Raw genomic sequence first — 24228 nt, forward strand, 5'->3', positions numbered from 1 at the left:
GGGGAGAAGTCTTGGGCGCTCAGGCGGCGCTCGGTTCGGCGGTCAGGCGACGCTCAGGCGGCGGCGATCTCCTGAGCCGCGGGCGCCGGCAGCGGCTCGGCGGTCCGGGCCGTCTTGTGCCAGGCGCCCTTGCGCCGCACGATCCGCCAGAAGGCGCGGACCGCGACGAGGTAGGTGGTCGCGGCGTACACCGCGAGGGCCAGTCCGTAGCCGAGCGCGGCCCGGCGACTGATCCCCGGCTCGCTGCGCCGCCGGTACAGCGGCCCCCAGAGCGCGAACTCGGCGACCCCGACGACCAGGTAGAGGGTGATCAGCACCGCGCCGCCCTGGCGGAGGAAGGCGAGGACGAACTCGGGGTAGAAGACCGCGTTGTAGGCGAAGGCGGCGATCGGCACGGTGTAGACCACCAGGCCGACGACCTGGAGCCAGGGCTGGACCATGAAGTAGAGGACTTCCAGGAAGCCCATGGTGGTGAACTCGCGGGAGCGCCAGACCTTGCGCAGGTACGGCGCGCACTGCATCGAACCCTGCGCCCAGCGCACCCGCTGGGTGATCAACTGCCGTACGTTCCACAGGGCTTCCTGATCCACCCAGGCGGTCGTGGTGTAGCCGTTGCGCCAGCCGGCGAGCATCATCCGCAGCCCGAGCTCGAAGTCCTCCAGCAGCGCCTTGCCCCATGGTTCGCCGCCGCCCCGGTCGATCGAGCGCAGCGCGCTGAGCCGGTTGGCCTGGCCGTTGCCGCCCACGTTGACGGTGCGGGTGAGCCGGCGGGTGATCTGGATCGCGGAGATCGGGCCGCGGAACTCGATGTCCTGCAACCGGGCCAGCAGCCGGGCGAACCGGTTGGCCGGCCGCCCCCGGTTCGGCAGCGGCACGGCGACGTCGCGGTTGGACATCCGGACCTCGACCTGGACGGCGCCGATGTCCGGGTCGGCGAAGCAGGACGGGCCCGCGAAGACGTCCAGCATGCCCGGGGAGGGCCGTCCGTCGGCGTCCACCACGGTCAGCACGACCCGGTCGGCGTCGGCGCCCTCGGGCAGCCAGGCTTCGAGCGCCCGGTAGGCGGCGTTCAGGGCGTCGCCCTTGCCGGTGCGCGCCTGCGGCAGCCGTCGGCTGACCAGGTGGACGGGCCGTCCGGCGTCCGCTCTGGCCCGTACCTCCTCGGCCGTCCGGTCCTCGGAGTGGTCGTCGACGACCCAGATACGGGCCTGGGGGAAGTGCCGGGCGAGGTAGTCCAGGGTGGTGCCGATCACGGCCTCCTCGTCCCGGCAGGGTATGAGGAAGTGCCAGTCGAACCGGGCCGGGTCGCCCGGGGCGTCCGGGCGGGCCCGCAGGAAGTTGCGCACGATCACGGCGACGTAGGCGAGGAAGCCGATCCCCAGCACGAAGGAGAGGGAGACGGACATGTCGAGCAGGGTCACGGCACATCGGCCTCCGCGTCGCGGGTGGACGTTCGGGTGATCAGGGAGAGGAAGAGCAGCAGGGCGATCAGCCCGGCGGCCATCATCAGCAGCGAGCCGAACAGCACGTGCGTCCAGCCGAACCCCTCGTCGCCGTACCGGTGTTGCATGGCGACGATCAGCGTCATCCGGCCCAGGTTGGCGGCCGCGACCAGGGCGGCGGCCAGGGCGAAGGCCAGCAGCACCCGGGCGGGCCGGCGGGTGCCGAACAGCAGCAGGACACCGGCCAGCAGGGCCAGCGGGGCGATCAGCAGGGCGCTGCTGCATCCGGTGCTCAGGGCGATTCCGCGCCCGAATCCGCCCGCGTCACCGGCGTACAGCACCGGCGCGTCGGGGGATTCGAGCAGCAGGGTCCGCAGGCCGAGCGCATGGGAGACGAGCCACTGGGCGCCGGCCATCTCGCGGAACCGGTAGGCCCGTTCGCCGACGACCAGGAACCCGCACAGACCCAGCAGCAGCGGCCCGGCCACCCCGGCGAGCACCCGGCCGGACAGCGGCAGTGGCCGACGGGCCGGGCCCGGCGGGCGGGCGGGTTGCGGGAACACATCTGCGGTCACGAGGAAATCCCTTGGGGGAAAGGCGGGTTGGCGGATGTCGCGGCGCGGCTACCGGCCGTCGCGGCGTCGCCCGGTCGACGCGTCCCGGTCGGCGGCCAGTCGGCTGCGCCGCAGCAGGGCGACTCCCACCAGCACGAGGGCCGTCCCGGCCGCGGCGGCGATGCCGAGGCCGGGCGAGCCGGTCGAGGCCAGGACGCCGCCACCGGCCGCCGTCGGGGGAAGGCCGCCGCCTATCGGTCCGTACATGGGTGGGTTCCTCTCGTTGCGACCGGGTTGTCCGGATCTTTGCGATCTGGAGCCGTATGTTGCTGGGCTGATCGGATGATCCGATAGGTCTGGCGCGCCCATTCGGGTGGAATTCACCCGTTTGCCGTAGCGCCCCCAAGTCGGCGCTCCACGACCGGGCCTGATGCAAAGGCATACGAACCACTACCCGGTGCCACCGAGGCCGATCCGCCCCGCGTACGCCAAGTGGGTGACATTGATCCGATGTGTGGATATTTCTTTCGAATCCCCCCATATCGTCTGCTGATACTTCCCCCTCTCGCCCCTCGCCCCCTTCGGAGCGCCATGTCCTCCACCGATGTCGCCCTGGTCCTCGGCACCCGGCCCGAGATCGTCAAACTCGCCGGTGTGGCCCGGCTCCTGGGCCCGCGGGCCCGCATCGTGTGGAGCGGCCAGCACTGGGACCCGGCCCTGACCACCAGCTTCTTCACCCAGTACGGCCTCCCCCGCCCGCACCACCTGCTGACCGGCGTCGGCGGCGAGCCGCGCGGCCGGCAGATCGGCCGCATGGTCAGCGCCCTGAGCGACCACCTCGCGGCCCACCCGCCGGCCGCCGTCGTCGTCCAGGGCGACACCAACACCGCCGCCGCCGGCGCCCTGGCCGCGCACTGCGCCGGCATACCCGTCGTCCACGTCGAGGCCGGTCTGCGCTCCTTCGACCCCGACATGCCCGAGGAGGCCAACCGCCGCCTGATCGCCCCGCTCGCCGACCTGCACTGCGCGCCCACCGCGATCGCGGCGGCGCACCTGCTGCGCGAGGGGATCGAACCGGACCGGGTGGTGATCACCGGCAACACCGTCGTCGAGGCGACCCTGGAGACCCTGCCCTCCGAGGCCGAGGCCCACCGCGTCATGGCCGGACACGCCGTCACCCCCGGCGGCTATGTGCTGGCCACCATCCACCGCCCCGAGAACACCGACGACGCCGCCCGGCTCGCCCAGATCCTCGACCAACTCGCCGCCCTGGACCTGCCGGTGCTCCTGCCGCTGCACCCCCGCACCCGGGCCGCCGTCGAAGCGTTCGGTCTGCGCGGCCCGGCCACCCGGCTGCGCCGGATCGAGCCGCTGGACCACGCCGGCTTCCTCGCCCTGGCCCGGCACTGCCGCCTGCTGGTGTCGGACTCCGGCGGAGTCCAGGAGGAGTGCACGGTGCTCAAGCGCCCGCTGGTGGTGGTGCGCAACTCCACCGAACGCCCCGAGGCCGTCCAGGCCGGCTTCGCCCGCCTCGCCCGGCCGGGCCATGAACTCGGGCGCGCACTAAGGGAGTTGCTGGCCGACGAGACCGTCACCGAACGGCTGGGCCGACTCCCCTCCCCGTACGGCACCGGACAGGCCAGCACCGAGATCGTCGCCGCGCTCCGCCGCCGCTACCTCGCGGCCGAGCCGACCACCGAACAGGCCACCGAACAGGTCGCGCTCGCGCTCTGACACCCCGATCCGCTCCGGAACCCCCCGACCCGCCCGCAAGCTGCCTGGCAGGAAGGTGACGGATCGCGCCCGTCGACCCCGGGTCAACCCGGCTGGCAGGGTCTGACGCAGCCCGCAACCGGCGGGATCCACTGCTTCCGGGGGGTTCCCTTGACGACGACATCCGACCGCCGGGCTGCCAACCGACCCAGTGCGGCCGACCGGCCCGGCACGGCCCCGCGCCGGTCGCGGACCGCGAGCTGAGGCGGGCACCGTGGACGACCGCTACGAGCGCCACTGCCTGGCCGACCCGCTGTTCTACGACGAGCCGGCCCGCGCCGAGCGCCCCGACGACCGCTTCGCCGCCGCCACCGCCCCCCTGCCCCAGGGCTGGCAGCGACTGGAACACGGCCCCTGGGTGCATGTGCGCGCGCCGCACGCCGAACTGCCCGAGCAGGGCTGGAAGGTGCACGTCTCGGCGACCCCGGACGAGGCCGAGCGGGTCATCGACCTGGTCCTGGCGTACTGCCTGGAGCACCGGCTGACCTGGAAGTTCCTGCGCGGCCGGGCCACCGTGCACATGCTGAACAGCAAGTACGCCAACCGCGGCTCCAGCGGCAAGCTGATCACCCTCTACCCCGAGGACGACGCCCGCCTCGCCCAGGTGCTCGACGAGCTGTCCGCCCTGCTCAAGGGCGTCCCCGGCCCGTACGTGCTGAGCGACCTGCGCTACCGGGAGGGCCCGCTCTACCTGCGCTACGGCTCGTTCAGCGAACGCTACTGCACCGACGAGCACGGCCGGCGGGTGCCCGCGATGAGCGGGCCGGACGGCGAGCTGGTCCCGGACGTCCGGGGCACGGTCTTCGCCGTACCGGACTGGGCGCCGGTACCGGAAGTCGTCGCGGCCCAACTGGCCGCCGACGCCGAGCGGGAGGCCGCGGAGGCACAGGACGACTTCCCGTTCGAGGTCACCAAGGCGCTGCACTTCTCCAACGGCGGCGGCGTCTACCTGGCCACCGACCAGCGCGACGGCCGCCAGGTCGTGCTGCGCGAGGCCCGCCCGCACGCCGGCCTGGACCATGCCGACCGGGACGCGGTGCAGCGGCTGCTGAGCGAGCGCCGGGTGCTGGAGGCGTTGGCCGGCCTGGAATGCGTGCCCGCGCTGTACGAGTACCGCCAGGTCTGGGAGCACCACTACCTGGTCGAGGAGTACGTCGAGGGCGAGCGGCTGGAGGAGGTCTTCACCCGCCGCTGCCCGCTCGCCCACCCCGAGCCGGACGAGGCCGAACTGGCCGAGTACACCGCCTGGGCGCTGGACGTGGTCGAGCAGGTCGCCGGCATGCTGGCCGCGCTGCACGAGCGCGGGCTGGTCTTCGGCGACCTCCACCCCAACAACGTGCTGATCCGGCCGGACGGGCGCTGCGCGCTGGTCGACTTCGAGATCTCCTTCCCGACCGACGCCACCACCGCTCCCCCGCTGGGCGCGCCGGGCTTCGTCTCCCCCACCGCCCGGCGCGGCACGGCGGTGGACGAGTACGCCCTCGCCGCCCTGCGGCTCTACCTCTTCCTGCCGCTGAACAACCTGCTGGCGCTGGACTCGGGCAAGGCCGAGCTGGCCGCTCGGGAGATCTCCGCGCGCTACCCCGTGGCCCCCGGCTTCGGGGCCGAGGTCGCCGAGGCGCTGCACCGGGCGGCCGGCGGGAAGCTGCCGCCGGGCGCCACCGAGCGCCGCACGGACACCGAGCGGGAGGCGCCACCGGCCTGGCCGCAGGCGCCCTCGGCGGACACCGAAGCGTGGCGCCCGGTGCTGGACTCGCTGGCCGCGGGCATCCTGGCGACGGCCACCCCGGAGCGCACCGACCGTCTCTTCCCCGGGGACGTCGAACAGTTCGGGCCGACCCACAACGGCCTGGGCCTCGCCTACGGCGCGGCCGGCGTGCTCCACGCCCTGCACGCCTGCGGCCGGCCCGTCCCCGCCGAGCACACCGACTGGCTGGTGACCCGCGCCGACGCGGTGCCGGACCTGCCGACCGGGCTGTACGACGGACTGACCGGCATCGCCTGGACGCTGGCCCGCCTCGGGGCCCCGGAAGCGGCCGGCACGCTGGTCGAGCGGGTGCTCGCCGCCGAGCTGCCGCTCGACCCGGGGCTCGGCTCCGGACGCGCCGGCATCGCGCTCGGCCTGCTCGACCTGGCCGGGGCGCTCGGCCGGAACCACCTCGCCAACCTGGCCCTGGCGCTCGGGCACGAACTCGCCCGGGACGAGCCCGAGCCACGGCTGCGCGGCCTCCTCGACGGCTGGACCGGACAGGCCGCGCTGTTCCTGCGGCTGCACGGGCACACCGGCGAGAGCAGCTGGCTGACGGCCGCCGAGGCGGCGCTCGGCCGCGAGCTGGACGAGGCGGACATCACCGACGGGATGCTCTTCCTGCCCGAGGAGCGCCACCGCCGCAAGCTCCCGTACCTGGCCGCGGGTGGCGTGGGCACCGCCGGCCTGATCGACGAGCTGGCCCGGCGCACCGCCCCCGGCCGGCTGCCCGACCGGTTCACCGAGGCCCTGACGGCCGCCGACCGGGCCTGCCGGCCGGACCTGATCGCCGCCGCGGGCCTGTTCGAGGGCCGGGCCGGGCTGCTGCTGCACCAGCTGCGGACCGGGAACCGGACGGGAGCCGAGCGCCACCTGCGGCTGCTGGAGTGGCACGTGATGAACCATCGCGGCCACCTGGCGTTCCCGGGCTGCCGCTCGATGCGGCTCTCGACGGACCTCGCCACCGGCGCGGCCGGGGTGCTGGTCGCACTGCACGAGGCCGCGCTCGGCCCGGTGCCGCTGCCCGGCATCACCGACCTCCGCCTACCGCCCATCACTGTCTGACGGCTACTACTGCCCGACGCCGTCCGGCAGCCCGGATTTCCCCGGCCCCCGAGCCGAGGAGAGCACGGCGGTCACCGCCCGGTGGCCGTCACCATCCCACCGCAACCGAAAGGAAACGGACCATGTCGAAGATCCTCGCCCTCCAGGGCCTGGAGACCGAGACCGGCACCTCGGCCTTCACCACGACGATCCTGCCGCCCAGCCACACCAGCAGCGCCCTGCACGCGCGCTTCGAGGCGCCGGTCGCGGACGAGGCGGGCCACTGATGTCGAAGATCCTGGCCCTCCAGGGGCTCGAAGCCGAGACCGGCCTGGCGGCGTACACCAGCACCATGGACTGCCTGCCCCCCAGCCACCTGAGCGGCGCCGCGCACATGCGCTTCGAGCTGCCGGTGACCGACGAGGAGACGATGCGCTGATGTCGAAGATCCTGGCCCTCCAGGGGCTCGAAAGCGACACCGCGATCATCTACACGCACATCAGCTTCATCAGCACCCAGTCGCACGACTGGGTGGACGGCCCGGTCGAGGCCGAGCAGCAGTAGTCGCCGACAGGCGTCGCGGCTGCCCGTCGGGCCCACCCCGACGGGCAGCCGCCCTGGCGTCTCCCCCCTCCCCCGGCACCTCGCACAGAACGACGGTCCCGACGGATACCTGTTCGACCACAAAGTGATTTCGGACAGTCCTGGCTCTCGTTCCGGACAGTCCGCGGAATCTTCGTGAACGGTGCTTCCCGACCCCCCACCCTGGAGTCGCCGGGCCGCCACAGCCGCTCAAGTCACTTGCCGTGAACGGCACTTCATCCCGCGCCCGGCCCCCCACCAGGAGGTCGCCATGGGTACTGACCGCCCCACCCGCAGGAACGTCCTGAAGGCCGCCGGCGGCCTCTCCGCCGCGCTGGCGCTCGGCGGCGCGAGCGTCCTCGCGACGGCCTCGGCGGCCCACGCGGCCGACGACGGCTTCGGGCTGCACATCGTGGACCGCAACGAGGGCGACGCCCGCATGTGGTACTACCGCTTCGCGACCGCCGAGATCGGCTGGCAGCCCGCCGTCAACGTGCTGCTGCCCGACGACTACCACACCAGCGGCCGCACCTACCCCGTCCTCTACCTGCTGCACGGCGGCCTCCAGGACTTCATCGAGTTCGACCACCAGGGCGTCCGCGACTGGACCGCCGGCAAGCCGCTGATCGTCGTGATGCCCGACGGCGGACAGGCCGGCTGGTACTCCAACCCGGTCAGCACCAACGTCGGCCCCCGGAACTGGGAGAGCTTCCACCTCAACCAGCTGGTCCCGTGGATCGACGCCAACTTCCGCACCTACGCCGAGTACGACGGCCGCGCGGTGGCCGGCTTCTCCATGGGCGGCTTCGGCGCGCTGAAGTACGCGGCCAAGTACTGGGGCCACTTCGCCTCGGTGAGCGCCCACTCCGGCCCGGCCAGCCTCCGCCGGGACAACGGCGCGGTCGTGCACTGGGCCAACCTCTCCGCCGCGGTCAAGGACCTGGCCGGCGGCACCATCTACGGCGCGCCGCTGTGGGACCAGGCCAGGGTCACCGCCGACAACCCGGTCGAGCGCCTCGAAAGCTACCGGAACAAGCGGATCTTCCTGGTCGCCGGCACCAGTCCCGACCCGACCAACCCGTTCGACCAGTTCAACGAGACCGAAGTGCTGGCCGGCCAGCGGGAGTTCCGCGCCCTGCTCGACAACGCCGGCATCCCGTACGAGGCGCACGAGGAGCCGGGCGGCCACTTCATCCGCGACTACATGTTCCGGCGCGACATCGACGGCATCATCGACCGGCTCCGCAAGGCCTAGCCCGGCCGCGCCCGCCCGCCGTCCGCTACTTCCCGACCAGGGTTCGGCCGATGATGCCGCTGAGCGCGCGGGGCGCCAGGCGCCGGGCCGTCCACAGCGCCCGGGTGCCGCGCCCGGGGAAGGCCCACGCGCGGCCGCGCGACAGGGCCCGGTCCATCGAGTCCAGCACCTTCTCCGGGCTCAATCCCGTGATCGGGCCCAGCAGTTCGGGCGACTCCCGGCGGATCCGTGCCAGCATCGGGGTCTCCACCGCGGGCGGGCAGACGCACAGCACCCGGATGCCCTCCGCACGGTGCTCGGCCGCGACGATCTCGGCCAGGAAGTGGACCGCGGCCTTGGCGGCGCCGTAGCCGCCGCCCAGCGGGACGGGCACCCAGCCGCCGATGGAGCCGAGGAGCACGATCTCGCCCCCGCCCCGCGCGGCCATCGCCGGGACCACGGCTTGGACCGTGTGGAGCGTGCCGCCGTACAGCACGTTCATCAGGCGCAGGGTGTCCGCCGGGGCCTGGTCGAGCAGCCGCCCCATCGCGGCGACGGCCGCGCAGTGCACCAGCCTGCGCGGCGGGCCCAGCTCCCGGCCGACGTCGCGGACCACGGCGGCCACCGCCTCCTGGTCGGTGACGTCACAGACGTACGGGAGCACCCCGGAGGTCTCGGCCGCCAGCGCGTCGAGACCGGCCGCGTCCACGTCCACCGCCGCGACCGCCCAGCCCTCCCGGGCCAGCCGCAGCGCGGCCGCCCGGCCGATCCCGCTGGCGGCACCGGTGACGACCGCCACCTCACCCGGCACCGACTTCATCCGTCACGCTCCTACGGCCGCGAGAAAGCATCGAACGGAATCGGGGTTCCGATCCGCCCGATGCCTACCCAGCCGACGGGCCGCCAACTCCCGCCAGGCCCAAGGACGATGGCCTCATCTTCCGCTGAAGAAGCCGAGCGCCCCCGCCGCGCAGACGCCGCCGACGCCCATGAAGACCGGGCTCAGCACCTTGATCTCCACCCAGCTGCCGGCCCGGAACCGCATGCCCTTCGGCGGCCCGATCGGGTACCAGCGCTTGCGCCCGATCGGGATCGGCCACAGCACCGGGCAGCCCGAGACGGTCAGCGCGTCGCCCAGGCAGTGCACCAGCGCGCCCAGCGCGATCGGCAGCCCGATCCACAGGTACTGCTGCCCCGGTTCCTCGAACAGCCACTGCGAACCGTTGCCGGGCTTGTCCAGGACCTCCGCGAGCATCCACGCGCCGGCCGCCCCCAGCAGCCACACCAGGACGTCGCTGGAGACCCGGGCCTGCCGCCACAGCAGGCCCTCGATCGCCAGCACCATGTGCACGAACAGCACCACCAGCACGCCCCAGCGGCCGCCGTACACGGCCACCGCCGCGGCGCCCGCCCCGCACAGCACCGCCCAGAGCCAGGTGTGGGTCAGCGTCCGGTGGCCGCCCGAGCGGCGCGGGTCGCCCTTGCCCCGGGTGGCCTTGTAGACGGCGTACGAGAGGTTGTCGATCACCTCGCAGGCCACCCGGGACAGCGGCCCGAACGCCCTGGATATCGTCGCCGCCTTGTGGTCCAGGTCCGGCGCCAGGGCCGCGCCCGCGCAGATCAGCGCGCCGGCGAGCAGGACCGGCCAGGGCATCGGCTCGCCCGTCCCGGCCGCCACCGCGCCCACCCCCAGCCACGCGGCCGCACCCGACAGCGAATGCGCCGGTCCCATCATGTCCGTACACCACCGATCCGTATCAGTTCCGTCCTCTCCGTGAGGACCTGACTTCACGGCAGCCTATCCGTCCAAGATCACCGGCCCCCCGGCCCGGTCAGGCCAGGCTCTTCTCCAGCGCGGCCAGGTAGCCGCGCATGAGGTGGTCGCGGATGCCCTCGCCGTCCGGGGAGAAGGCCGCGGCGCCCAGACCCTTGGCCCGGTCGGCCAGACCGGCGACCAGCCCGGTCCTCTCCTCGATGCGGCCGGCCGAGTCGATGTGGCGCAGCGCCTGGACGTGGGTGAAGGCGGGCTCCGGAGGCAGCTCGGGGACGATGTCGTTGCCGTGGACGAAGCGGAAGGTGCGCCCCTTCAGCCCCTTGTCGTACGCGGCGGCGAGCAGCCGGTCGCAGGTGCGGGGCTGGCCGAAGGTGTAGACGCCGTCGGCCGCCAGCCTGGGATCCTCCAGTTCGAGCCGGGCGGCGGCGAGCATGGCGAGGGCGCCGCCGAGGCTGTGGCCGGTGAACCACACGCTCTGGCCGTCGGTCCGCAGGTCGGCGATGGCCTTGGCGACGTCGGGGAAGACGGATTCGAGGGCCTCGGCGAAGCCGTAGTGGACGTAGCCCGTCCGGGCGGGCCCCGGCCAGGGCGGGGTGGTGGTGTCGGTGAGCCAGTCGCGGATCTGCGCGGCCTCGGTGCCCCGGAACGCGGTGACGATCATGGTGTCGCCGGCCATGGTGTAGGCCTGGGTGTCCTGGAGCGGGAACGGCGGGGTGAAGCTCGTCCGGTGGTGGCGCACGGTGTCGAAGCCCCAGGCGCGGGCCTGCTCGTCGATGGTGGCCTCGTCCTTGTAGGCGAGGTCGGAGGCCCTGGCCATCCAGTAGGCGTGCGGCAGGCTGTAGCCGGTGACGTGCTGGTCGAAGGTGGTGGGTACGGCCACGGGGGGCTCCTGTCGGCTCGACGGTCGAGACGGCGGGTCCGCTCCACGGCCCTGCTCTGCTCCACGGCCTTGCCGGTGCCCGCCGATGACGGCTCGCCACGGCTGCGCGGCGGCCGAATGCGACGCTACCCCGGCCCTGGTTCGCGGGCGAGCGGGATGCCGCCGACCGGCCTCGCCCTCGGCTCGTCCGCGTCCCGTCCCGTCCCGTCCCGTCCCGTCCCGTCCGGGTAGGCGAGCACCGCGAGCACCCGGCGGTCGTCGTCGGAGGCTCCCAGGCCGAGCTTGGCCCGCACTCCCGATCCGGGGGGTCCAGGCCCACCCCCGGGTCGGGGGTCAGGCCCAGGGCGGCCCGCCCCGCCCGTCCGCCCACAGGGCGAGCGCCCGCTGGTCGACGGCGCGGATGCCGACCTGGGCGCAGAACGCGGCGGCGGCCTTGGTGAAGGAACTGGTCGTCACCACGGCGGCCAGGTCGCAGCGGTGTATGTCGCGGTAGGTGCCGTTGACCTTCTGGACGTCCTGGGAGCCGACGAAGGTGCGCGGCCCGTACCGCTTCGCCTGGATCAGGATCCGCTGCCCGGTGGGGGTGGTGGCCAGCACGTCCGCCGCGAGGTCGCCGGCCCCGCCGACCACCGTCACCCGGGTGCAGCCGTCCCGGCGGCACAGGTCCGCCAGCGCGTGCTCGAAGGCCTTCGGGGTCATCGCCAGGAACGTCCCGATGTGCCGCAGCCCGGCGGTCCGCACGTCCAGCTCCCGCTGCCTGATCCGCACCCGGGCGCGCAGCACGGCGACCGCCGCCCCCGCGCCGACGACCAGCAACGAGCCGACCAGCAGCAGGTGTTGGGCGATCCACTGGAGCACCACCGCGACCACGGCGAGCGCCACCAGCGCGGCCGCGGCCGACGGCAGCGGGTGCCGTACGGCCTGCCGCACCAGACGGACGGTGGTCGACCGGCGTCGCCGGACAGGCCTGCGGGCCACGGAACTCCCCCTCACACCACGGTGTTCGGACGAGCCTAGAGCCAACCGCGCCTCGTGCGCCCGCGATCCACCGAACTCCACCCGCACGGGCTGCCGGGTCGACCGGATTCCGGCGGCGCCCGTCGACGGGCGGCCGCCGGACCGGTGTGTCAGCGCTTGCCCGGAAGTGACTGCCCCGACCCCGGCCGCCGCGGCTCGACGTAGTCGATCAGCTGCATCATCCCGAGGTCCTCGTGCTGGAGTTGGTGGCAGTGCAGCACGGTACGGCCGGTGAAGTCCGCGTACTTGACCAGGAAGGTGAAGGTGTCGCCCGGTCTGCCCCCGGCCAGGTTGATGGTGTCCTGCCACACCGGCGGGTCGAGCGGTTCGCCGTTGCGGTGGGTGACCAGGAAGTGGTTGGTGTGCAGGTGGAAGGAGTGGTGGAAGACCGGCTTGGGGTCGTCGCTGTGGACGGTCCACCGCTCGACGGTGTCGAGTTCCAGGGTGTGGTTGACGTACTCGGGGTCGAACAGGCCGTATGCGGGGTCGCTGCTGAGGTCGCCGTCGGGGTCGTCCGCCGGGGTCGGGTTGCTGCCGAGGACGCGGTAGGCGCTGGGGAACGGCCCGGGGAAGACGTCCGGGTCGATGTGGAAGACCACCTTGCGGTCGTCGTCGGGGTTGGCGATGTCGTCCTCGTCGAGGAACGGCATGCCCTGCGGCAGCGTCCGCGGCAGTTCCATCGCGGGCTCGACCGCGTCCCCGGAGACTTCGACCGTCATCAGCGGCACGGAGACCCCGTCGGCCCACAGCCGGTACGTCCCGGGATCGCCGCCCAGCACCAGGACGTCGGCGCGGTTGCCGGGGGCCATGATCACCGATTCGGTGGCGACCGGCTCGGCGAAAGTGATGCCGTCCTGGGCGATCTGATACATCGTCAACTCATCGTCGTGGCTGGCGATCTGGAGCACCAGCGTGGTGAACGCGAGCGCCGCCACCAGCCGCCAGCGCTGGACCTCGCCGGGGCGCAGCACGAGGGTGGGATTGACCTCGCCGTTGACGGTGAAGGTCGGCCGGACGTCCGCGAAGGCGTCGTCGGCCGTGAACTCGGGGACCTTGCCGTCCTTGAGCCGGAGCTCGTTGACGCACACCACGACGTCGGCGGCGGCCGCGATCTCCGGCACCTCGTCGACGTCCCCTTCGACGATGATGACCCCGGCCATCCCTCCGGCGATCTGTTCGGCCGTGGACCCGTGCACGTGCGGGTGGTACCAGTAGGTGCCGGCCGGGTGGTCCTCCGGGATCTCGATGGTGGTCAGGTACTCCGGCTCCGGGGCACCGCTCTCCACCTCGTCGGCGGTGCGCGGCCGGAACTCGCGCAGGACGTTGTCGGCCTCCCCGGACGGGGAGACGTGCATGCCGTGGGTGTGCAGGTTGAAGCTGTTCAGCCGGTGCGGGCGGTTGTGGGTGCCGTGGTAGGGCTTGTTGGGCGGCAGGCCGTTGACCTGTCTCAGCCGGAGGAGGTCCCCGGCGCGCACCCGCAGGGTCGGCCCGGGGACGGTCCCGTTGTAGGTGCGGGTGACGGCCGTCCCGTAGCCCGGGATCCAGGTGTCCGTGAACCGTACGTCGAGCGTCTGCTCCAGCACCGCGCGCGGCCCCGCGCCACCGGACGGCGCCGTCCCGCCGGGCGGCCGTGGGCAGCGGCGGATGACCGGCTGCGGGAAGGACGCCGTGGTGGCCGCCAGCGCGGGCCGGGCGAGGATCCCGTCGGAGGCGGCCACCAGGGTGGCCACGGGGAGGGCCTTGAGCAGCGATCGACGACTGATTCCGACATTTTCTCTCATAGCCGGGCAATGTAGGACGATTTTCACACTAGTTCGGTCAGGCACACCGGGTTCCCACCGGGGGTTGCGCCTTCCGGGCACCGGGCTCGGTCACGCCCGCTCCGGGTGCGTCAGGTTGGCCCCGCCGCGGGGGTCGAACACATGGATGCGCGTCGTGTCCACCCACAGCTCCAGCGCCGCGCCCTCGGCGGCCCGGGTGGCCGGGTCCAGCCGGGCGACCACCCGGTGCCCCTGCATCCCGGTGTCGGCCCGGCCCGAGTCGGCGGCCAGCTCGGCCAGCTCTTCGGTCGCCGCCGGTCCGCCCTCCTCCACGAAGTGGACGTAGACGTCCGAGCCCACCGACTCCCGCAGCTCCACCGTCACGGTGACGGTGACCCCGCCGGTGCGCCCCTCCGCCAGGGCGGCGTCCTCGAAGTCCTCCGGACGGATGCCGACGATCAGCTCGCGCGGCGCGTCGGCGCGCTCCAGGGCCCGCCGGGTGCGGTCGTCCAGCGGCAGGTCCCCCAGCGAGGTGCGCAGCGCGCCCCGTTCCAGCGCGGCGCCGAGGAAGTTCATCCCGGGCGAGCCGATGAAGCCGGCGACGAAGAGGTTCACCGGTTCGTCGTACAGCTGCTGCGGCGAGCCGACCTGCTGGACGACGCCGGCGCGCATCACCACCACCCGGTCCCCGAGCGTCATCGCCTCGACCTGGTCGTGGGTGACGTAGACGGTGGTGGTGCCCAGGCGCCGTTGCAGGGCGGCGATCTGGGTGCGCATCTGCACCCGGAGCTTGGCGTCCAGGTTGGACAGCGGCTCGTCCATCAGGAAGGCCTTGGGGTCGCGGACGATCGCCCGGCCCATCGCGACCCGCTGGCGCTGCCCGCCGGAGAGGTTGGCGGGCTTGCGGTCCAGGTGCTGGGTCAGGTCCAGGATCCGGGCGGCCTCCTCGACCTTGGCGGCGATGACGGGCTTGTCGACCTTGGCCAGGCGCAGCGCGAAGCCCATGTTGTCGCGCACGCTCATGTGCGGGTAGAGGGCGTAGCTCTGGAAGACCATCGCGATGTCCCGGTCCTTGGGCGCGCGGTCGTTGACCACCTCCCCGGCGATCCGCAGGGTGCCCTCGGTGATGTCCTCCAGCCCGGCGATCATGTTGAGCGTGGTGGACTTGCCGCAGCCGGACGGGCCCACCAGGATCACGAACTCGCCGTCGGCGATGGTGAGGTTGACGTCACGCACGGCGAGGGCGCCGTCCGGGTAGCGCTTGGTGATGCCGTCGAGCACGATCTCGGCCACGGTCCGCCTTCCTGGCCCGCCGGGGCCGGCGGGCTCGTCGACTCGGGTTCAGCCTTTGACTGCGCCGGCGGTGAGCCCGGCGACGATGCGGCGCTGGAACAGCAGCACGAAGACCACGATCGGGATCGTGATGATCACGGCGGCGGCCGCGATCGAGCCGGTCGGCTGCTCGAACTGGGAGCTCCCGGTGAAGAAGGCGATGGCGGCGGGGACCGTCCGGGCCGAGGTGGTGGAGGTCAGCGAGATCGCGAACAGGAAGTCGTTCCAGCAGAAGATGAAGACCAGGATGCCGGTGGTGAACACGCCCGGTGCCGCCAGCGGCGCGATGACCAGCCGGAACGCCTGCCACGGGGTGGCACCGTCCACCTTGGCCGCCTTCTCCAGGTCCCAGGGGATCTCCCGGAAGAACGCCGAGAGCGTGTAGATCGCCAGCGGCAGCGAGAAGGTCATGTACGGGATGATCAGCCCTGGCCAGGTGTCGAACAGGCCCAGCGCCCGCTCGATGTCGAACAGCGGCGAGACCAGCGAGATCGGCGGGAACATCGCGATCAGCAGGGACACCCCGATCAGCAGCCGCTTGCCGGGGAAGCGCAGCCGGGCCACCGCGTACGCGGCCATGGTGCCGAGCACCACGGCGACGGTGGTGGCGATCACCGCGATGCCGATCGAGTTCACCAGGGCGCGGGTGAACTCCGAGGTCTGGAAGATGCCGCGGTAGTTGGCCAGGGTCCACCGGCGGGGCACGAAGGCGCCGTCGGAGAGGGTGCTCGGGTCCTTGAAGGAGAGCGCCACGATCCACCACACCGGGAAGAGCGCGTAGAGCACGACCACCAGGTTGGCGATGCCCCAGCCGGTGAGCTCCCGGGCGTGCTTGCCGCTCATCGCCGCTCCGGTTCCGCGCCCGGCGTCGCCGCGCCGAACAGCTTGACGAAGACCAGGGCGATGAGCGCCACACAGACGAAGATCAGCACCGAGATCGCCGAGCCGATGCCCAGGTTGAGCGCGGTGAACAGGTTGTCGTAGCCGAGGATCGACACCGATCCGGTGCCGTTGGAGCCGCCGGTCAGCACGTAGATGTTGTCGAAGATCCGGAAGGCGTCCAAGGTGCGGAAGAGCAGCGCGACCAGGATCGCGGGCTTCATCAGCGGCAGGATCACCAGCCGCAGCCGCTGCCCGAAGCTCGCGCCGTCCACCATCGCCGCCCGGACGGTCTCCTCCGGGACGAGTGCCAGGCCGGCGAGCAGCAGCAGCGCCATGAACGGGGTGGTTTTCCACACCTCCGCGAGGATGATCAGACCGACGGCCGGCCACTGCTCGGTGAGCGGGGCGCTGCCCTCCGGCAGCAGGGCGGCCAGGTAGCCGGTGCCCGGCGTCCAGGCGTACTGCCAGGAGTAGGCGGCGACCACGGTGACGATCCCGTACGGCACCAGCACCGCGGTGCGCACGGTGCCGCGACCGAAGACCGCCCGATGCATCACCAGCGCGAGCGCCAGGCCGAGCACCAGCTCGATCGCCACCGACACCGCGGTGACCAGCACCGTGACGCCGAGCGCCTGCCACCAGAACGGCGAGGTCAGCACCGCGCCGTAGTTGGCCAGGCCCACCCAGTGGGCCTGGTCCGGAAAGCGCAGGTCGTAGCGCTGGAGGGACAGGTACAGCGCGTAGCCGATCGGGTAGGCGGTGACCGCGAGCATCACGATCACCGCGGGCGCGCACAGCAGCAGGCCCAGCCGGCGCTCCTGGCGGGCGCCGCGCGACGGACCGACGGGCACCGGCACGGGCGCGGGCTTGGTGGACGGTGTCACGGGATCAGCCCCTTCGAGCCGAGGGCGTCCTGGATCTGCCCCCGGAGGTCGGCCACGTCCCTCTCCGGGCGGATGCCGGCGGGCGGGGAGAGGGTGTGCGCGATGGCGATGGAGACGTTCTGGTAGGCCGGGGTCTGCGGCCGCACGCTGGCGGAGTCCAGGGCGGCCAGCACATCGGCGGCGAACGGGTAGCTGGCGGTCAGCTCGGGTGTCCCGTACAGGCTGCGCAGCGAGGGCGGCAGGCCGCCCTTCAGGGCGTTGGTGAGCTGGTTGTCCCGGTCGCGCAGGCAGAGGGTGGCCTCGGCGGCGAGATCGGGGTGCCGGCTGTAGGCGCCCACCGCGAGGTCGATCCCGCCGATCGTCACAGTGGCCGGGCGGTCGGCGCTCACCGCGGGGTACGGGGCCCAGCGGAAGTGCGGGAACAGAGCGGGCTGGTTGGCCTTCATCGACGGGTAGACGAAGGGGTAGTTGAGTTCGAAGGCGGCCGTGCCGGACTCCATCGCGAGCCGGTTCTGGTCCTCCATCTGGTTCGGCAGCGAGGGGTCGGCGGCCACCGAGGCCGCCAGGTCCCGCATCACCCCGGCGGCCGTGACGGCGGGCGCCCCGAGCGAGGGGGCCTGCGCGTCGGGGGTGAGGATCGAGCCGCCCGCGCTGGTGACCAGCGTGTTGAACCAGACCGTCAGCCCCTCGTACTGGGCGCCCTGGATCTCCACCAGGTGCGGCTTGCCCTCGGCGGCCAGCCGCTGGGCCTCGGCGAGCATCTCCGCCCAGGTGGCGGGCGGGGTCGGCACCAGGTCGTCGCGGTACCAGAGCAGCTGGGTGTTGGAGTTGTACGGCACCGCGTACAGCCGGCCCCGCCAGGTCGCGGTGCGCACCGCCGCGTCCAGGGTGTCGGCGGTGGCCCGCTCGCGCATCGCGCCGGTCCACTCGCGGATCCAGCCGGCCTCGGCGAACTCGGCGGGCCAGGTGACGTCCAGGCCCAGGATGTCCACATCGGCGTCGTGCGCCGCCATCCGGCGCACCAGCTGCTGGCGCTGGCCGTCCGCGCCGCGCGGCAGCTTGTTGTAGCGGATCGTGTAGCGGCCGTCGGACAGCTGCCCACAGCGGTCGGCGGCCTGCTGGAGGGCGCCCGAGTCGTCCGGGAAGTTGTACCAGTTCAGGGCGACCGCGCCACCGCTGCCACCGCCCCCGCAGCCCACCAGCGCGGAGGCGAGCACGGACAGTCCGGCGGCGGCGCTCGCCCATCGCGAGCGGAATCTGAGGACCCTCGGCATCGTTCTCCCGGGCTGGGACGGACCGGTCCGGCCGACCCTAGCCCGGTGCCCCGCCCCGCCCCGGGCGTGCCGCGCCGCCGACCAGCCGGACGGCCGAACCGGGCGCGGCCTGGTGGTACGGCCGCTTCCGGGAGGCGGCGGCCGACGGATGCGCGGATACTGGGGCCGCACCGTAACCGAGGAGCACGCCGTGACCGGACCCGTCGTCGTCGGATTCGACGGCTCACCCGAGAGCCTGGCCGCCGCCGCGTGGGCCGCCCGCGAGGCGCAGCGCCGCGGCCTGCGTCTGGATGTCCTCCAGGCCTGGCCCCGGCCGAAGCACGTCGCACCCGGGAGCGAACCGGGCGACCGCCCGGCGCTGGCCCGACTCGCCGAGCGCGAGGGTGAGTTGCGCGCGCTGGCGCCGGAGCTGACGATCGCCGCCGCGTCGGTGGCCGGCGATCCCGTCGAGGCGTTGGAGGCCGCCGCGCGGGAGGCCGCCGTCCTGGTGCTCGGCTCACGTGGGCTGGGCACGCTGCGCGGCTTCCTGGTCGGCTCGGTCAGCCAGGAGGTGCTGCGCCGGGCGGCCTGCCCGGTGGTGCTGGTCCGGGCCGACGGGACCGAGCCGGACGGCCCGGTGACGGTCGGGCTGGACCTGGCGCACCCGGCGGAGCCGGTGCTGGCCTTCGCCTTCGAGGCCGCCGCGCTCCGCTCGGCGCCGCTGCGCGTGGTCCACGTCTGGTCCCCGCCGGCCGGCAGTGAGTACATGTCCTACGGGGCGATCGGCGGGCTGGAGGGCGAGGTCTCCGCCGTGGAGCGCTCCGGCCTCGCCGAGGCCCTGGAGCCGTGGCGGTCCCGGCACCCGGAGGTGGAGGTGACCACCGATCTGATCCGCGGCAAGGCCTCCGTCGACCTGGTGGACACCTCCGCGACCGCCCGGCTGCTGGTCGTCGGCCGCAGGATCCGGCACATGCCGCTGCGCCACCACCACCTCGGCCCGGTGGCGCATGCCGCGATCCACCACGTGCACTGCCCGGTCGCGGTCGTCCCGTACGGTTGACCGGCGGGGCGCCCCACGCGCTAGGGTCCGGTGCCATGAGTGAGTCCGTACGCCCGCCCTTCGGCAACTTCGTCACCGCCGCGCCGGCCCTGGAGGTCTGCGCCGACCTCGCCCCGCCGGTCGCCGACGCGCTGAAGAACTGGGACGCGCGCGAGGCGGCGGCCTCGGTGATCTACGTCGACAGCGACCCCGAGCACGCGGACACCGCGGTGTTCTGCGCGGCCTACGACGCGCCGCCGGAGCTCTCCGCGAACTGCGTGGTGGTCGCCGCCAAGCGCGCCGGGGAGGTGACCCTGGCCGCCTGCCTGGCCCTGGCGACCACCCGGGTGGACGTGAACAAGGTGGTGCGCGGCCACCTGGGGGCGCGCAAGGCGTCCTTCGCGCCGATGGACACCGCGGTCGAGCTGACCGGCATGGAGTACGGCGGCATCACCCCCGTCGGCCTGCCGGCCGGCTGGCCGCTGCTGATCGACGAGGCGGTGGCCGCGGCCCCGCACGTGCTGGTCGGCAGCGGCCGGCGCCGGGGCAAGCTGATCCTCCCCGGCTGGGCGCTGGCGCAACTGCCGGGCGCCGAGGTGCTGCCGGGCCTGGCCGGCTGACCGGCCCGGCGGCCCCCGGGTGTCAGCGCACCCCGGCGTCAGCGCGCCCGGGGGGCGAGGCCGACCGGGCAGACCACCGGGGTGCCGTGCACCGGGTCGGTGAGGATGGCGCTCTCCACCCCGTACAGCTCGCGCACCAGCTCCGGGGTGACGATGTCGCGCGGCGCGCCCTGGGCGGCGACCTTGCCGTCCCGCATGGCGACCATGTGGTCGGCGTAGCGGCAGGCGGTGGTGAGGTCGTGCAGGACGAGGACGACGGTGCGGCCGCGCTCGGTCAGGCCGCGGACCATCTCCAGCACCTCCAGGGCGTGCCCCATGTCCAGCGCCGAGGTGGGTTCGTCCAGCATCAGGATGTCGGTGTCCTGGGCGACGGCCATCGCGATCCAGGCGCGCTGGCGCTGGCCGCCGGAGAGGGTGTCCAGCGGGCGGTCGGCCAGGTCGTGGAGGTCGGCGGCGGTGAGCGCGTGTTCGACGGCCTCGGCGTCGGCGGCGGACCACTGCCGCAGCAGGCCCTGGTGTGGCTGCCGGCCGTAGCGGACCAGGTCACGGACGGTCAGCCCGTCCGGGGCGGTGGCGGACTGCGGCAGCAGGCCGATGATCCGGGCGATCGCCCGGGTGGACAGCGAGGTCAGCGGCTTGCCGTCGAGCAGCACGGCGCCGGAGCGCGGGGCGATGGTCCGGGCCAGGCCGCCGAGCAGGGTGGACTTGCCGCAGCCGTTCGGGCCGACGATGACGGTGACCTGCCGCTGGGGCAGTTCGAGGTCGAGCTCGCGGACCACGATGGTGCGGTCGTGGCCGAGGCTGAGCCCGCTGGTCGCCAGCCGGGGCGCCCCGGCGGCGGTCCCGACGGGAGCGGCGGTCACGGCGGAAGCGGTGCGGGCGGTCATGCGGTCCTCCGGGGGCGGGTGGTGAGCAGCAGCCAGAGCAGGTACGGGCCGCCCACGACGGCGGTGACCAGGCCGGCCGGCACCTCGATCGGCGACAGGGCGGTGCGGCCGATCAGGTCGGCGAGCAGGGTGAAGGCGGCTCCGGCGGCGGCCGAGGTGAGGACCGGCACGCAGCGCGGTCCGGCGATCCGGCGGGCGGCCTCGGGGGCGGCGAGGGCGATCATGCCGAGCGGTCCGGCGACGGCCACCGCCAGGCCCGCGCAGACCACGGAGACCACCAGGACGCCGACCCGCAGGCCGCGCACCCGGACGCCGAGACCGGTGGCGACGGCGTCGGAGAAGCGCAGCAGCGACAGTCGGCGGCCGAGCAGGACGGCGGCGGGCAGGCAGAGCAGCAGGCCGAGTTCGAGGTAGCCGACGGCGTCGGCGTCCCGGCTGTTGAGGGTGCCGACCGTCCAGCCGTAGGCGGAGTTGGCGGCGTCGATGGCGGCGCGCGACAGCATCAGATTGGTCACCGCGCCGAAGACCGCGCCGATGCCGAGGCCGACCACCAGGAAGCGGTAGCCGTTGCGGCCGGCTCCGCCGCCGAGGGCGAAGGCGAGCGAGGCGGCGGTGGCGGCTCCGACCAGGGCGGCGGCGGAGGGCAGCAGCTGGGTGGCGACGCCGGTGACGGAGGCGACGGCGAAGGCGGTGGCGCCCTCGTTGAAGCCGACGGTGTCCGGGGTGGCCAGCCGGTTCTGGGCGAGGGTCTGCATCAGGCAGCCGGCCACGCCGAGGGCGGCGCCGACGGCCAGCGCGGCCTCCGCCCGGGGCAGTCGCAGCTTCTCCACCAGCAGCACGTCACGCGCGGTGCCGTCGCCGAAGGCGGCCCGCAGGGCGGTCACCGGGTCGAGGTTGGTCTCCCCGACGGCCAGGCAGACGGCGGTGACGGCGACCACGACGAGCAGCAGGGCGGCGCAGCCGAGCAGCGGCCGGACCGGGACGAGCACCGAGCGGCCGCCCAGCGCGAGCAACCTGGTGCCGGGCGGGGTCGTCCGCCGGGGCGCGGCCGAGGGGGTTTCAGGTTCCACGACGGTGTTCACAGGGGCCTTCACAGCGCGGGCATTCGGTGCGAGCGGACGACGGCGACCAGGACGGGAGCGCCGCACAGGGCGGTCATCACGCCGAGCGGCATCTCGTACGGGCGGGCGACCAGCCGGGAGGCCACGTCGGCGAGCAGGACGACGGCGGGCCCGAGCAGCGCGGAGACCGCGAGCAGCCGGCGCAGGTCCGGGCCGACCAGGGCCCGGGCGGCGAACGGCACCACCAGGCCGACGAAGGAGACCGGTCCGGCGACCGCGGTGGCGGCGCCGACCAGCAGGGCGACGGAGGTCACCGCGAGGGCGCGGGCCCGGCGGGGCTTGTGGCCGAGGCCGGTGGCGACGTCGTCGCCGAGGCTGAGCGCGGTCAGTGCCGGGCCGGAGAGCAGCGCCAGCACCAGACCGATCAGCAGGATGGGCAGCACGGCCACCAGTTGGTCGGTGCCGCGTCCGGCGACCGAGCCGATGGTCCAGAACCGGATCTCGTCGGCGGCCCGGGCGTCGGACAGCAGCAGGACGGAGGAGCCGGCGTTCATCAGCCCGCTCAGCGCCGCCCCGGCGAGCACCAGCCGGACGGGGTCGTCGCCGGTGCCGCGCAGCCGGGCCGCGCCGAGGGCCAGCAGGCAGCCGGCGGCGGCGCCCAGCACGGCGACGTACGGGCCGACGCTCGCGGCGCTGGCGCCGAGCACGAGCGCGATCACGACGGCGAAGGAGGCGCCGGTGCTGACCCCGAGCAGTCCGGGTTCGGCCAGCGGGTTGCGGGCGGCGGCCTGGAGCACGGTGCCGGCCACGCCGAGGGCGAGGCCGACGGCGAGGGCCACCTCGGTGCGCGGGACGCGCAGGTGGAAGACGGTGAACCGGGAGTCGGAGTCGCCGTCACCGAGCAGGGTGGCGAGCGCCCGTGACGGCCCCACGTCGCCCGCGCCGAGCAGCAGGCTCGCCAGCACGGCGGCCAGCAGTATCGCGCCGGCGGGCAGCAGTCCGCGCAGCAGGAGTGATCGGGATGTCACACCGGGCCTTCCCCTCGGGGTCTTGAGTATGGTTAGGCTAACCTCAGGAAAACGGTTCGTCCGTAAACTACCATTCCTCGGAGAACACCCATGCTTGGCACCCGCTTTACCAAGACCCTGCTCGGTGCGGCCGTCGTCGGCGCCCTCTCCCTGGGCCTGACCGCGTGCGGCTCCTCGGGGTCCGACGGCTCCGCGGGTGACGCAGGCTCCTCCTCCACCACCGCCGCGAAGGGCGGCAAGCGCAGCATCGACACCGCCTTCGGCGCGGTCGAGGTCCCGGCCGAGGCCAAGCGGGTCGTCGCCCTCAACGACACCTCGCTGGACACCGCCCTCTCGCTCGGCGTCACCCCGGTGGGCACCAGCTCCAGCCGCGGCGGCACCACCGCCCCCGCCTACCTGAAGGCCGACGCCATCCCGCTGGTCGCCACGGTCAAGGAGCCCAACATCGAGGCCATCCTGAAGGCCACCCCCGACCTCATCCTGGCCTCCTCCGGCATCGAGAAATCCCAGTACGAGAAGCTCTCGGCGGTGGCGCCGACCATCGTGCCCAAGGCCGGTGACTGGCGCTCGGTGCTCGCCGTCTACGGCGACGCGCTCGGCCACAAGGACGACCTGAGCGCCAAGCTGGACGCCCTGGACAAGCGCGCCGCCAAGGCCGGCGAGGGCAAGACCGGCAGCGCCGTGGTGATGCGCTGGATGCCCAACGGGCCGATCGTGATGAACACCACCAACATGCCGGGCGACCTGCTGAAGAAGGCCGGCGCCGGCACCATGCCGATCGCCGACGGCCTGGGCGCCCAGCCGCACTCGGACCCGCTATCCCTGGAGAACCTCAACAAGGCCGACGCGGACCGGGTGTTCGTCGCCACCCTGAACGCCGAGGGCGAGAAGGCCCTGGAGACCGCCCGCAAGCAGGAGGCCTTCACCCGGCTGAAGGCCGTGGGCGCCAACCAGCTGATGGGCGTGGACGGCCAGGTCTGGAGCAGCAGCTCGGGCCCGATCGCCGCGGAGAAGGTCGTCGAGGACATCGAGAAGGCCTACGCCGCCAAGTAGCCGCACCCGCCGGGGAATCCCCCCCGGGGGAGTTTCGAAGGGCCGCCCCCGGAGGATTCCCGGTGGCGGCCCTTCCGCTACCGGCCCTGCCCGGTGCGCAGCGGGTACGGCACGAAGGTGCCGGTGTGCTGGTCCACCGCCGGCGGGCGGCCGCCCGGCGGCGCGGAGCGCTGAGGGCGGGCCGGGCGCTCGCACACCTTGCAGCCGAGGCCGATCGGCGTGGCGGCGGACTCGTCGGCGAGGTCCAGGCCGGTCGAGTACACCAGCCGGTGGGCGTGCCGCGGTTCGCAGCCCAGGCCCAGGGCGAAGGTCTTGCCGGGCCGGCCCCAGCCGCCCTCCGGGAAGCCACCCCGGAGAAGGCCGCCTCGGCGCACCGAGGCCC

General features: G+C 73.6%; 25 protein-coding genes and 1 pseudogene. 9 read left to right on the forward strand and 17 right to left on the reverse strand.

All coding sequences use genetic code 11. The annotated features are described in order from the left end of the window. Nucleotides 1–53: 53 nt before the first annotated feature. The 3 genes from QWJ13_RS00120 to QWJ13_RS00130 are packed head-to-tail and all read right to left on the reverse strand — an operon-like array spanning nt 54 to nt 2263. On the reverse strand, nt 54–1421 hold the full coding sequence (locus QWJ13_RS00120) for an XrtP-associated glycosyltransferase (protein WP_316519672.1): 1368 nt from the start codon (nt 1419–1421) through the stop codon (nt 54–56). Beyond that, nucleotides 1418–2017 carry an archaeosortase/exosortase family protein gene (locus QWJ13_RS00125; protein ID WP_316519674.1) on the reverse strand — a complete coding sequence of 200 codons (600 nt, stop codon included), beginning with the start codon at nt 2015–2017 and terminating at the stop codon, nt 1418–1420. Before QWJ13_RS00125 ends, QWJ13_RS00120 begins: the two co-directional genes overlap by 4 nt. A gap of 48 nt (nt 2018–2065) precedes the next feature. Further along, nucleotides 2066–2263, reverse strand: a complete 198-nt coding sequence (locus QWJ13_RS00130) for a hypothetical protein (protein WP_316519676.1) — start codon at nt 2261–2263, stop codon at nt 2066–2068. A gap of 324 nt (nt 2264–2587) precedes the next feature. Here QWJ13_RS00130 and wecB point away from each other — a divergent pair, with 324 nt between their 5' ends. From wecB to QWJ13_RS00160, 6 genes are all read left to right on the forward strand, one after another. Further along, nucleotides 2588–3730 carry a non-hydrolyzing UDP-N-acetylglucosamine 2-epimerase gene (gene wecB / locus QWJ13_RS00135; RefSeq protein ID WP_316519678.1) on the forward strand — a complete coding sequence of 381 codons (1143 nt, stop codon included), beginning with the start codon at nt 2588–2590 and terminating at the stop codon, nt 3728–3730. A gap of 253 nt (nt 3731–3983) precedes the next feature. Next, a complete protein-coding gene (lanKC, locus tag QWJ13_RS00140; RefSeq protein WP_316519680.1) occupies nt 3984–6581 on the forward strand; it encodes a class III lanthionine synthetase LanKC in 2598 nt (865 codons plus the stop codon). Between the two features lie 122 nt (nt 6582–6703). Beyond that, nucleotides 6704–6847, forward strand: a complete 144-nt coding sequence (locus tag QWJ13_RS00145) for a hypothetical protein (RefSeq protein WP_316519681.1) — start codon at nt 6704–6706, stop codon at nt 6845–6847. Further along, entirely contained in the window at nt 6847–6999 is a 153-nt protein-coding gene (locus QWJ13_RS00150; RefSeq protein WP_316519683.1) for a hypothetical protein, read from the forward strand. The genes QWJ13_RS00145 and QWJ13_RS00150 overlap by 1 nt, the downstream gene beginning before the upstream one ends. Next, the gene (locus tag QWJ13_RS00155) at nt 6999–7124 is read left to right on the forward strand and encodes a hypothetical protein (protein ID WP_316519685.1); all 126 of its coding nucleotides are present in this window, start codon (nt 6999–7001) and stop codon (nt 7122–7124) included. The genes QWJ13_RS00150 and QWJ13_RS00155 overlap by 1 nt, the downstream gene beginning before the upstream one ends. A gap of 289 nt (nt 7125–7413) precedes the next feature. Continuing rightward, nucleotides 7414–8397 (forward strand): alpha/beta hydrolase, encoded by a 984-nt coding sequence (locus QWJ13_RS00160; protein WP_316519687.1) that lies wholly within the window; start codon nt 7414–7416, stop codon nt 8395–8397. Nucleotides 8398–8422: 25 nt separating this feature from the next. On the opposite strand, the gene QWJ13_RS00165 is transcribed toward QWJ13_RS00160, so the two are convergent. From QWJ13_RS00165 to QWJ13_RS00210, 10 genes are all read right to left on the reverse strand, one after another. Beyond that, nucleotides 8423–9196, reverse strand: a complete 774-nt coding sequence (locus tag QWJ13_RS00165; protein WP_316519689.1) for an SDR family NAD(P)-dependent oxidoreductase — start codon at nt 9194–9196, stop codon at nt 8423–8425. Nucleotides 9197–9310: 114 nt separating this feature from the next. Then, complete coding sequence (locus QWJ13_RS00170) at nt 9311–10111, reverse strand: metal-dependent hydrolase (RefSeq protein ID WP_316519691.1); 801 nt, start codon at nt 10109–10111, stop codon at nt 9311–9313. A 97-nt stretch (nt 10112–10208) separates the two neighbouring features. Beyond that, the gene (locus tag QWJ13_RS00175; RefSeq protein ID WP_316519692.1) at nt 10209–11030 is read right to left on the reverse strand and encodes a lipase family protein; all 822 of its coding nucleotides are present in this window, start codon (nt 11028–11030) and stop codon (nt 10209–10211) included. A gap of 125 nt (nt 11031–11155) precedes the next feature. After that, nucleotides 11156–11323, reverse strand: coding sequence for a hypothetical protein (locus QWJ13_RS00180; protein WP_316519694.1), 168 nt, complete (start codon nt 11321–11323; stop codon nt 11156–11158). Between the two features lie 40 nt (nt 11324–11363). Then, nucleotides 11364–12008, reverse strand: a complete 645-nt coding sequence (locus QWJ13_RS00185; protein ID WP_316519696.1) for a restriction endonuclease — start codon at nt 12006–12008, stop codon at nt 11364–11366. Between the two features lie 149 nt (nt 12009–12157). Then, nucleotides 12158–13828 (reverse strand): multicopper oxidase family protein, encoded by a 1671-nt coding sequence (locus QWJ13_RS00190; RefSeq protein ID WP_316519698.1) that lies wholly within the window; start codon nt 13826–13828, stop codon nt 12158–12160. 90 nt (nt 13829–13918) lie between these two features. Then, nucleotides 13919–15100 (reverse strand): ABC transporter ATP-binding protein, encoded by a 1182-nt coding sequence (locus QWJ13_RS00195; protein WP_316519700.1) that lies wholly within the window; start codon nt 15098–15100, stop codon nt 13919–13921. 48 nt (nt 15101–15148) lie between these two features. Then, nucleotides 15149–15982, reverse strand: a complete 834-nt coding sequence (locus QWJ13_RS00200; protein ID WP_316519701.1) for a carbohydrate ABC transporter permease — start codon at nt 15980–15982, stop codon at nt 15149–15151. Further along, complete coding sequence (locus QWJ13_RS00205) at nt 15979–16905, reverse strand: carbohydrate ABC transporter permease (protein ID WP_316519703.1); 927 nt, start codon at nt 16903–16905, stop codon at nt 15979–15981. The genes QWJ13_RS00200 and QWJ13_RS00205 overlap by 4 nt, the downstream gene beginning before the upstream one ends. Then, nucleotides 16902–18179 (reverse strand): ABC transporter substrate-binding protein, encoded by a 1278-nt coding sequence (locus QWJ13_RS00210; RefSeq protein ID WP_316519705.1) that lies wholly within the window; start codon nt 18177–18179, stop codon nt 16902–16904. Before QWJ13_RS00210 ends, QWJ13_RS00205 begins: the two co-directional genes overlap by 4 nt. Before the next feature lie 190 nt (nt 18180–18369). Here QWJ13_RS00210 and QWJ13_RS00215 point away from each other — a divergent pair, with 190 nt between their 5' ends. Next, complete coding sequence (locus QWJ13_RS00215; protein ID WP_316519706.1) at nt 18370–19218, forward strand: universal stress protein; 849 nt, start codon at nt 18370–18372, stop codon at nt 19216–19218. 35 nt (nt 19219–19253) lie between these two features. Next, a complete protein-coding gene (locus tag QWJ13_RS00220; RefSeq protein ID WP_316519707.1) occupies nt 19254–19817 on the forward strand; it encodes a YbaK/EbsC family protein in 564 nt (187 codons plus the stop codon). A 38-nt stretch (nt 19818–19855) separates the two neighbouring features. On the opposite strand, the gene QWJ13_RS00225 is transcribed toward QWJ13_RS00220, so the two are convergent. From QWJ13_RS00225 to QWJ13_RS00235, 3 genes are read right to left on the reverse strand one after another with little or no spacing between them, the layout of a single operon-like run. Next, entirely contained in the window at nt 19856–20704 is an 849-nt protein-coding gene (locus QWJ13_RS00225; RefSeq protein WP_316519709.1) for an ABC transporter ATP-binding protein, read from the reverse strand. Beyond that, nucleotides 20701–21774: a FecCD family ABC transporter permease gene (locus QWJ13_RS00230; RefSeq protein WP_316519711.1), complete on the reverse strand. Its 1074-nt coding sequence runs from the start codon at nt 21772–21774 to the stop codon at nt 20701–20703. Before QWJ13_RS00230 ends, QWJ13_RS00225 begins: the two co-directional genes overlap by 4 nt. Nucleotides 21775–21794: 20 nt before the next feature. Further along, nucleotides 21795–22793: a FecCD family ABC transporter permease gene (locus QWJ13_RS00235; protein WP_316519715.1), complete on the reverse strand. Its 999-nt coding sequence runs from the start codon at nt 22791–22793 to the stop codon at nt 21795–21797. A 90-nt stretch (nt 22794–22883) separates the two neighbouring features. Between QWJ13_RS00235 and QWJ13_RS00240 the strand changes: the two genes are divergently transcribed. Next, nucleotides 22884–23846: an ABC transporter substrate-binding protein gene (locus tag QWJ13_RS00240; protein ID WP_316519718.1), complete on the forward strand. Its 963-nt coding sequence runs from the start codon at nt 22884–22886 to the stop codon at nt 23844–23846. Between the two features lie 77 nt (nt 23847–23923). On the opposite strand, the pseudogene QWJ13_RS00245 reads toward QWJ13_RS00240, so the two are convergent. Continuing rightward, nucleotides 23924–24181: pseudogene (locus QWJ13_RS00245) on the reverse strand (short-chain fatty acyl-CoA regulator family protein); the annotation flags it as partial. Nucleotides 24182–24228: the final 47 nt, after the last annotated feature.

Source organism: Kitasatospora brasiliensis (assembly GCF_032654805.1).
In the GTDB taxonomy this organism is placed as follows: domain Bacteria; phylum Actinomycetota; class Actinomycetes; order Streptomycetales; family Streptomycetaceae; genus Kitasatospora; species Kitasatospora brasiliensis.

Excerpts from the sequence above, each read along its gene's own strand:
- QWJ13_RS00130 (WP_316519676.1), bottom strand. The coding sequence starts at position 2,263 with ATGTACGGACCGATAGGCGGCGGCCTTCCCCCGACGGCGGCCGGTGGC.
- wecB (WP_316519678.1), top strand. The coding sequence starts at position 2,588 with ATGTCCTCCACCGATGTCGCCCTGGTCCTCGGCACCCGGCCCGAGATC.
- QWJ13_RS00145 (WP_316519681.1), top strand. The coding sequence starts at position 6,704 with ATGTCGAAGATCCTCGCCCTCCAGGGCCTGGAGACCGAGACCGGCACC.
- QWJ13_RS00150 (WP_316519683.1), top strand. The coding sequence starts at position 6,847 with ATGTCGAAGATCCTGGCCCTCCAGGGGCTCGAAGCCGAGACCGGCCTG.
- QWJ13_RS00155 (WP_316519685.1), top strand. The coding sequence starts at position 6,999 with ATGTCGAAGATCCTGGCCCTCCAGGGGCTCGAAAGCGACACCGCGATC.
- QWJ13_RS00160 (WP_316519687.1), top strand. The coding sequence starts at position 7,414 with ATGGGTACTGACCGCCCCACCCGCAGGAACGTCCTGAAGGCCGCCGGC.
- QWJ13_RS00165 (WP_316519689.1), bottom strand. The coding sequence starts at position 9,196 with ATGAAGTCGGTGCCGGGTGAGGTGGCGGTCGTCACCGGTGCCGCCAGC.
- QWJ13_RS00170 (WP_316519691.1), bottom strand. The coding sequence starts at position 10,111 with ATGATGGGACCGGCGCATTCGCTGTCGGGTGCGGCCGCGTGGCTGGGG.
- QWJ13_RS00190 (WP_316519698.1), bottom strand. The coding sequence starts at position 13,828 with ATGAGAGAAAATGTCGGAATCAGTCGTCGATCGCTGCTCAAGGCCCTC.
- QWJ13_RS00200 (WP_316519701.1), bottom strand. The coding sequence starts at position 15,982 with ATGAGCGGCAAGCACGCCCGGGAGCTCACCGGCTGGGGCATCGCCAAC.
- QWJ13_RS00210 (WP_316519705.1), bottom strand. The coding sequence starts at position 18,179 with ATGCCGAGGGTCCTCAGATTCCGCTCGCGATGGGCGAGCGCCGCCGCC.
- QWJ13_RS00220 (WP_316519707.1), top strand. The coding sequence starts at position 19,254 with ATGAGTGAGTCCGTACGCCCGCCCTTCGGCAACTTCGTCACCGCCGCG.
- QWJ13_RS00225 (WP_316519709.1), bottom strand. The coding sequence starts at position 20,704 with ATGACCGCCCGCACCGCTTCCGCCGTGACCGCCGCTCCCGTCGGGACC.
- QWJ13_RS00240 (WP_316519718.1), top strand. The coding sequence starts at position 22,884 with ATGCTTGGCACCCGCTTTACCAAGACCCTGCTCGGTGCGGCCGTCGTC.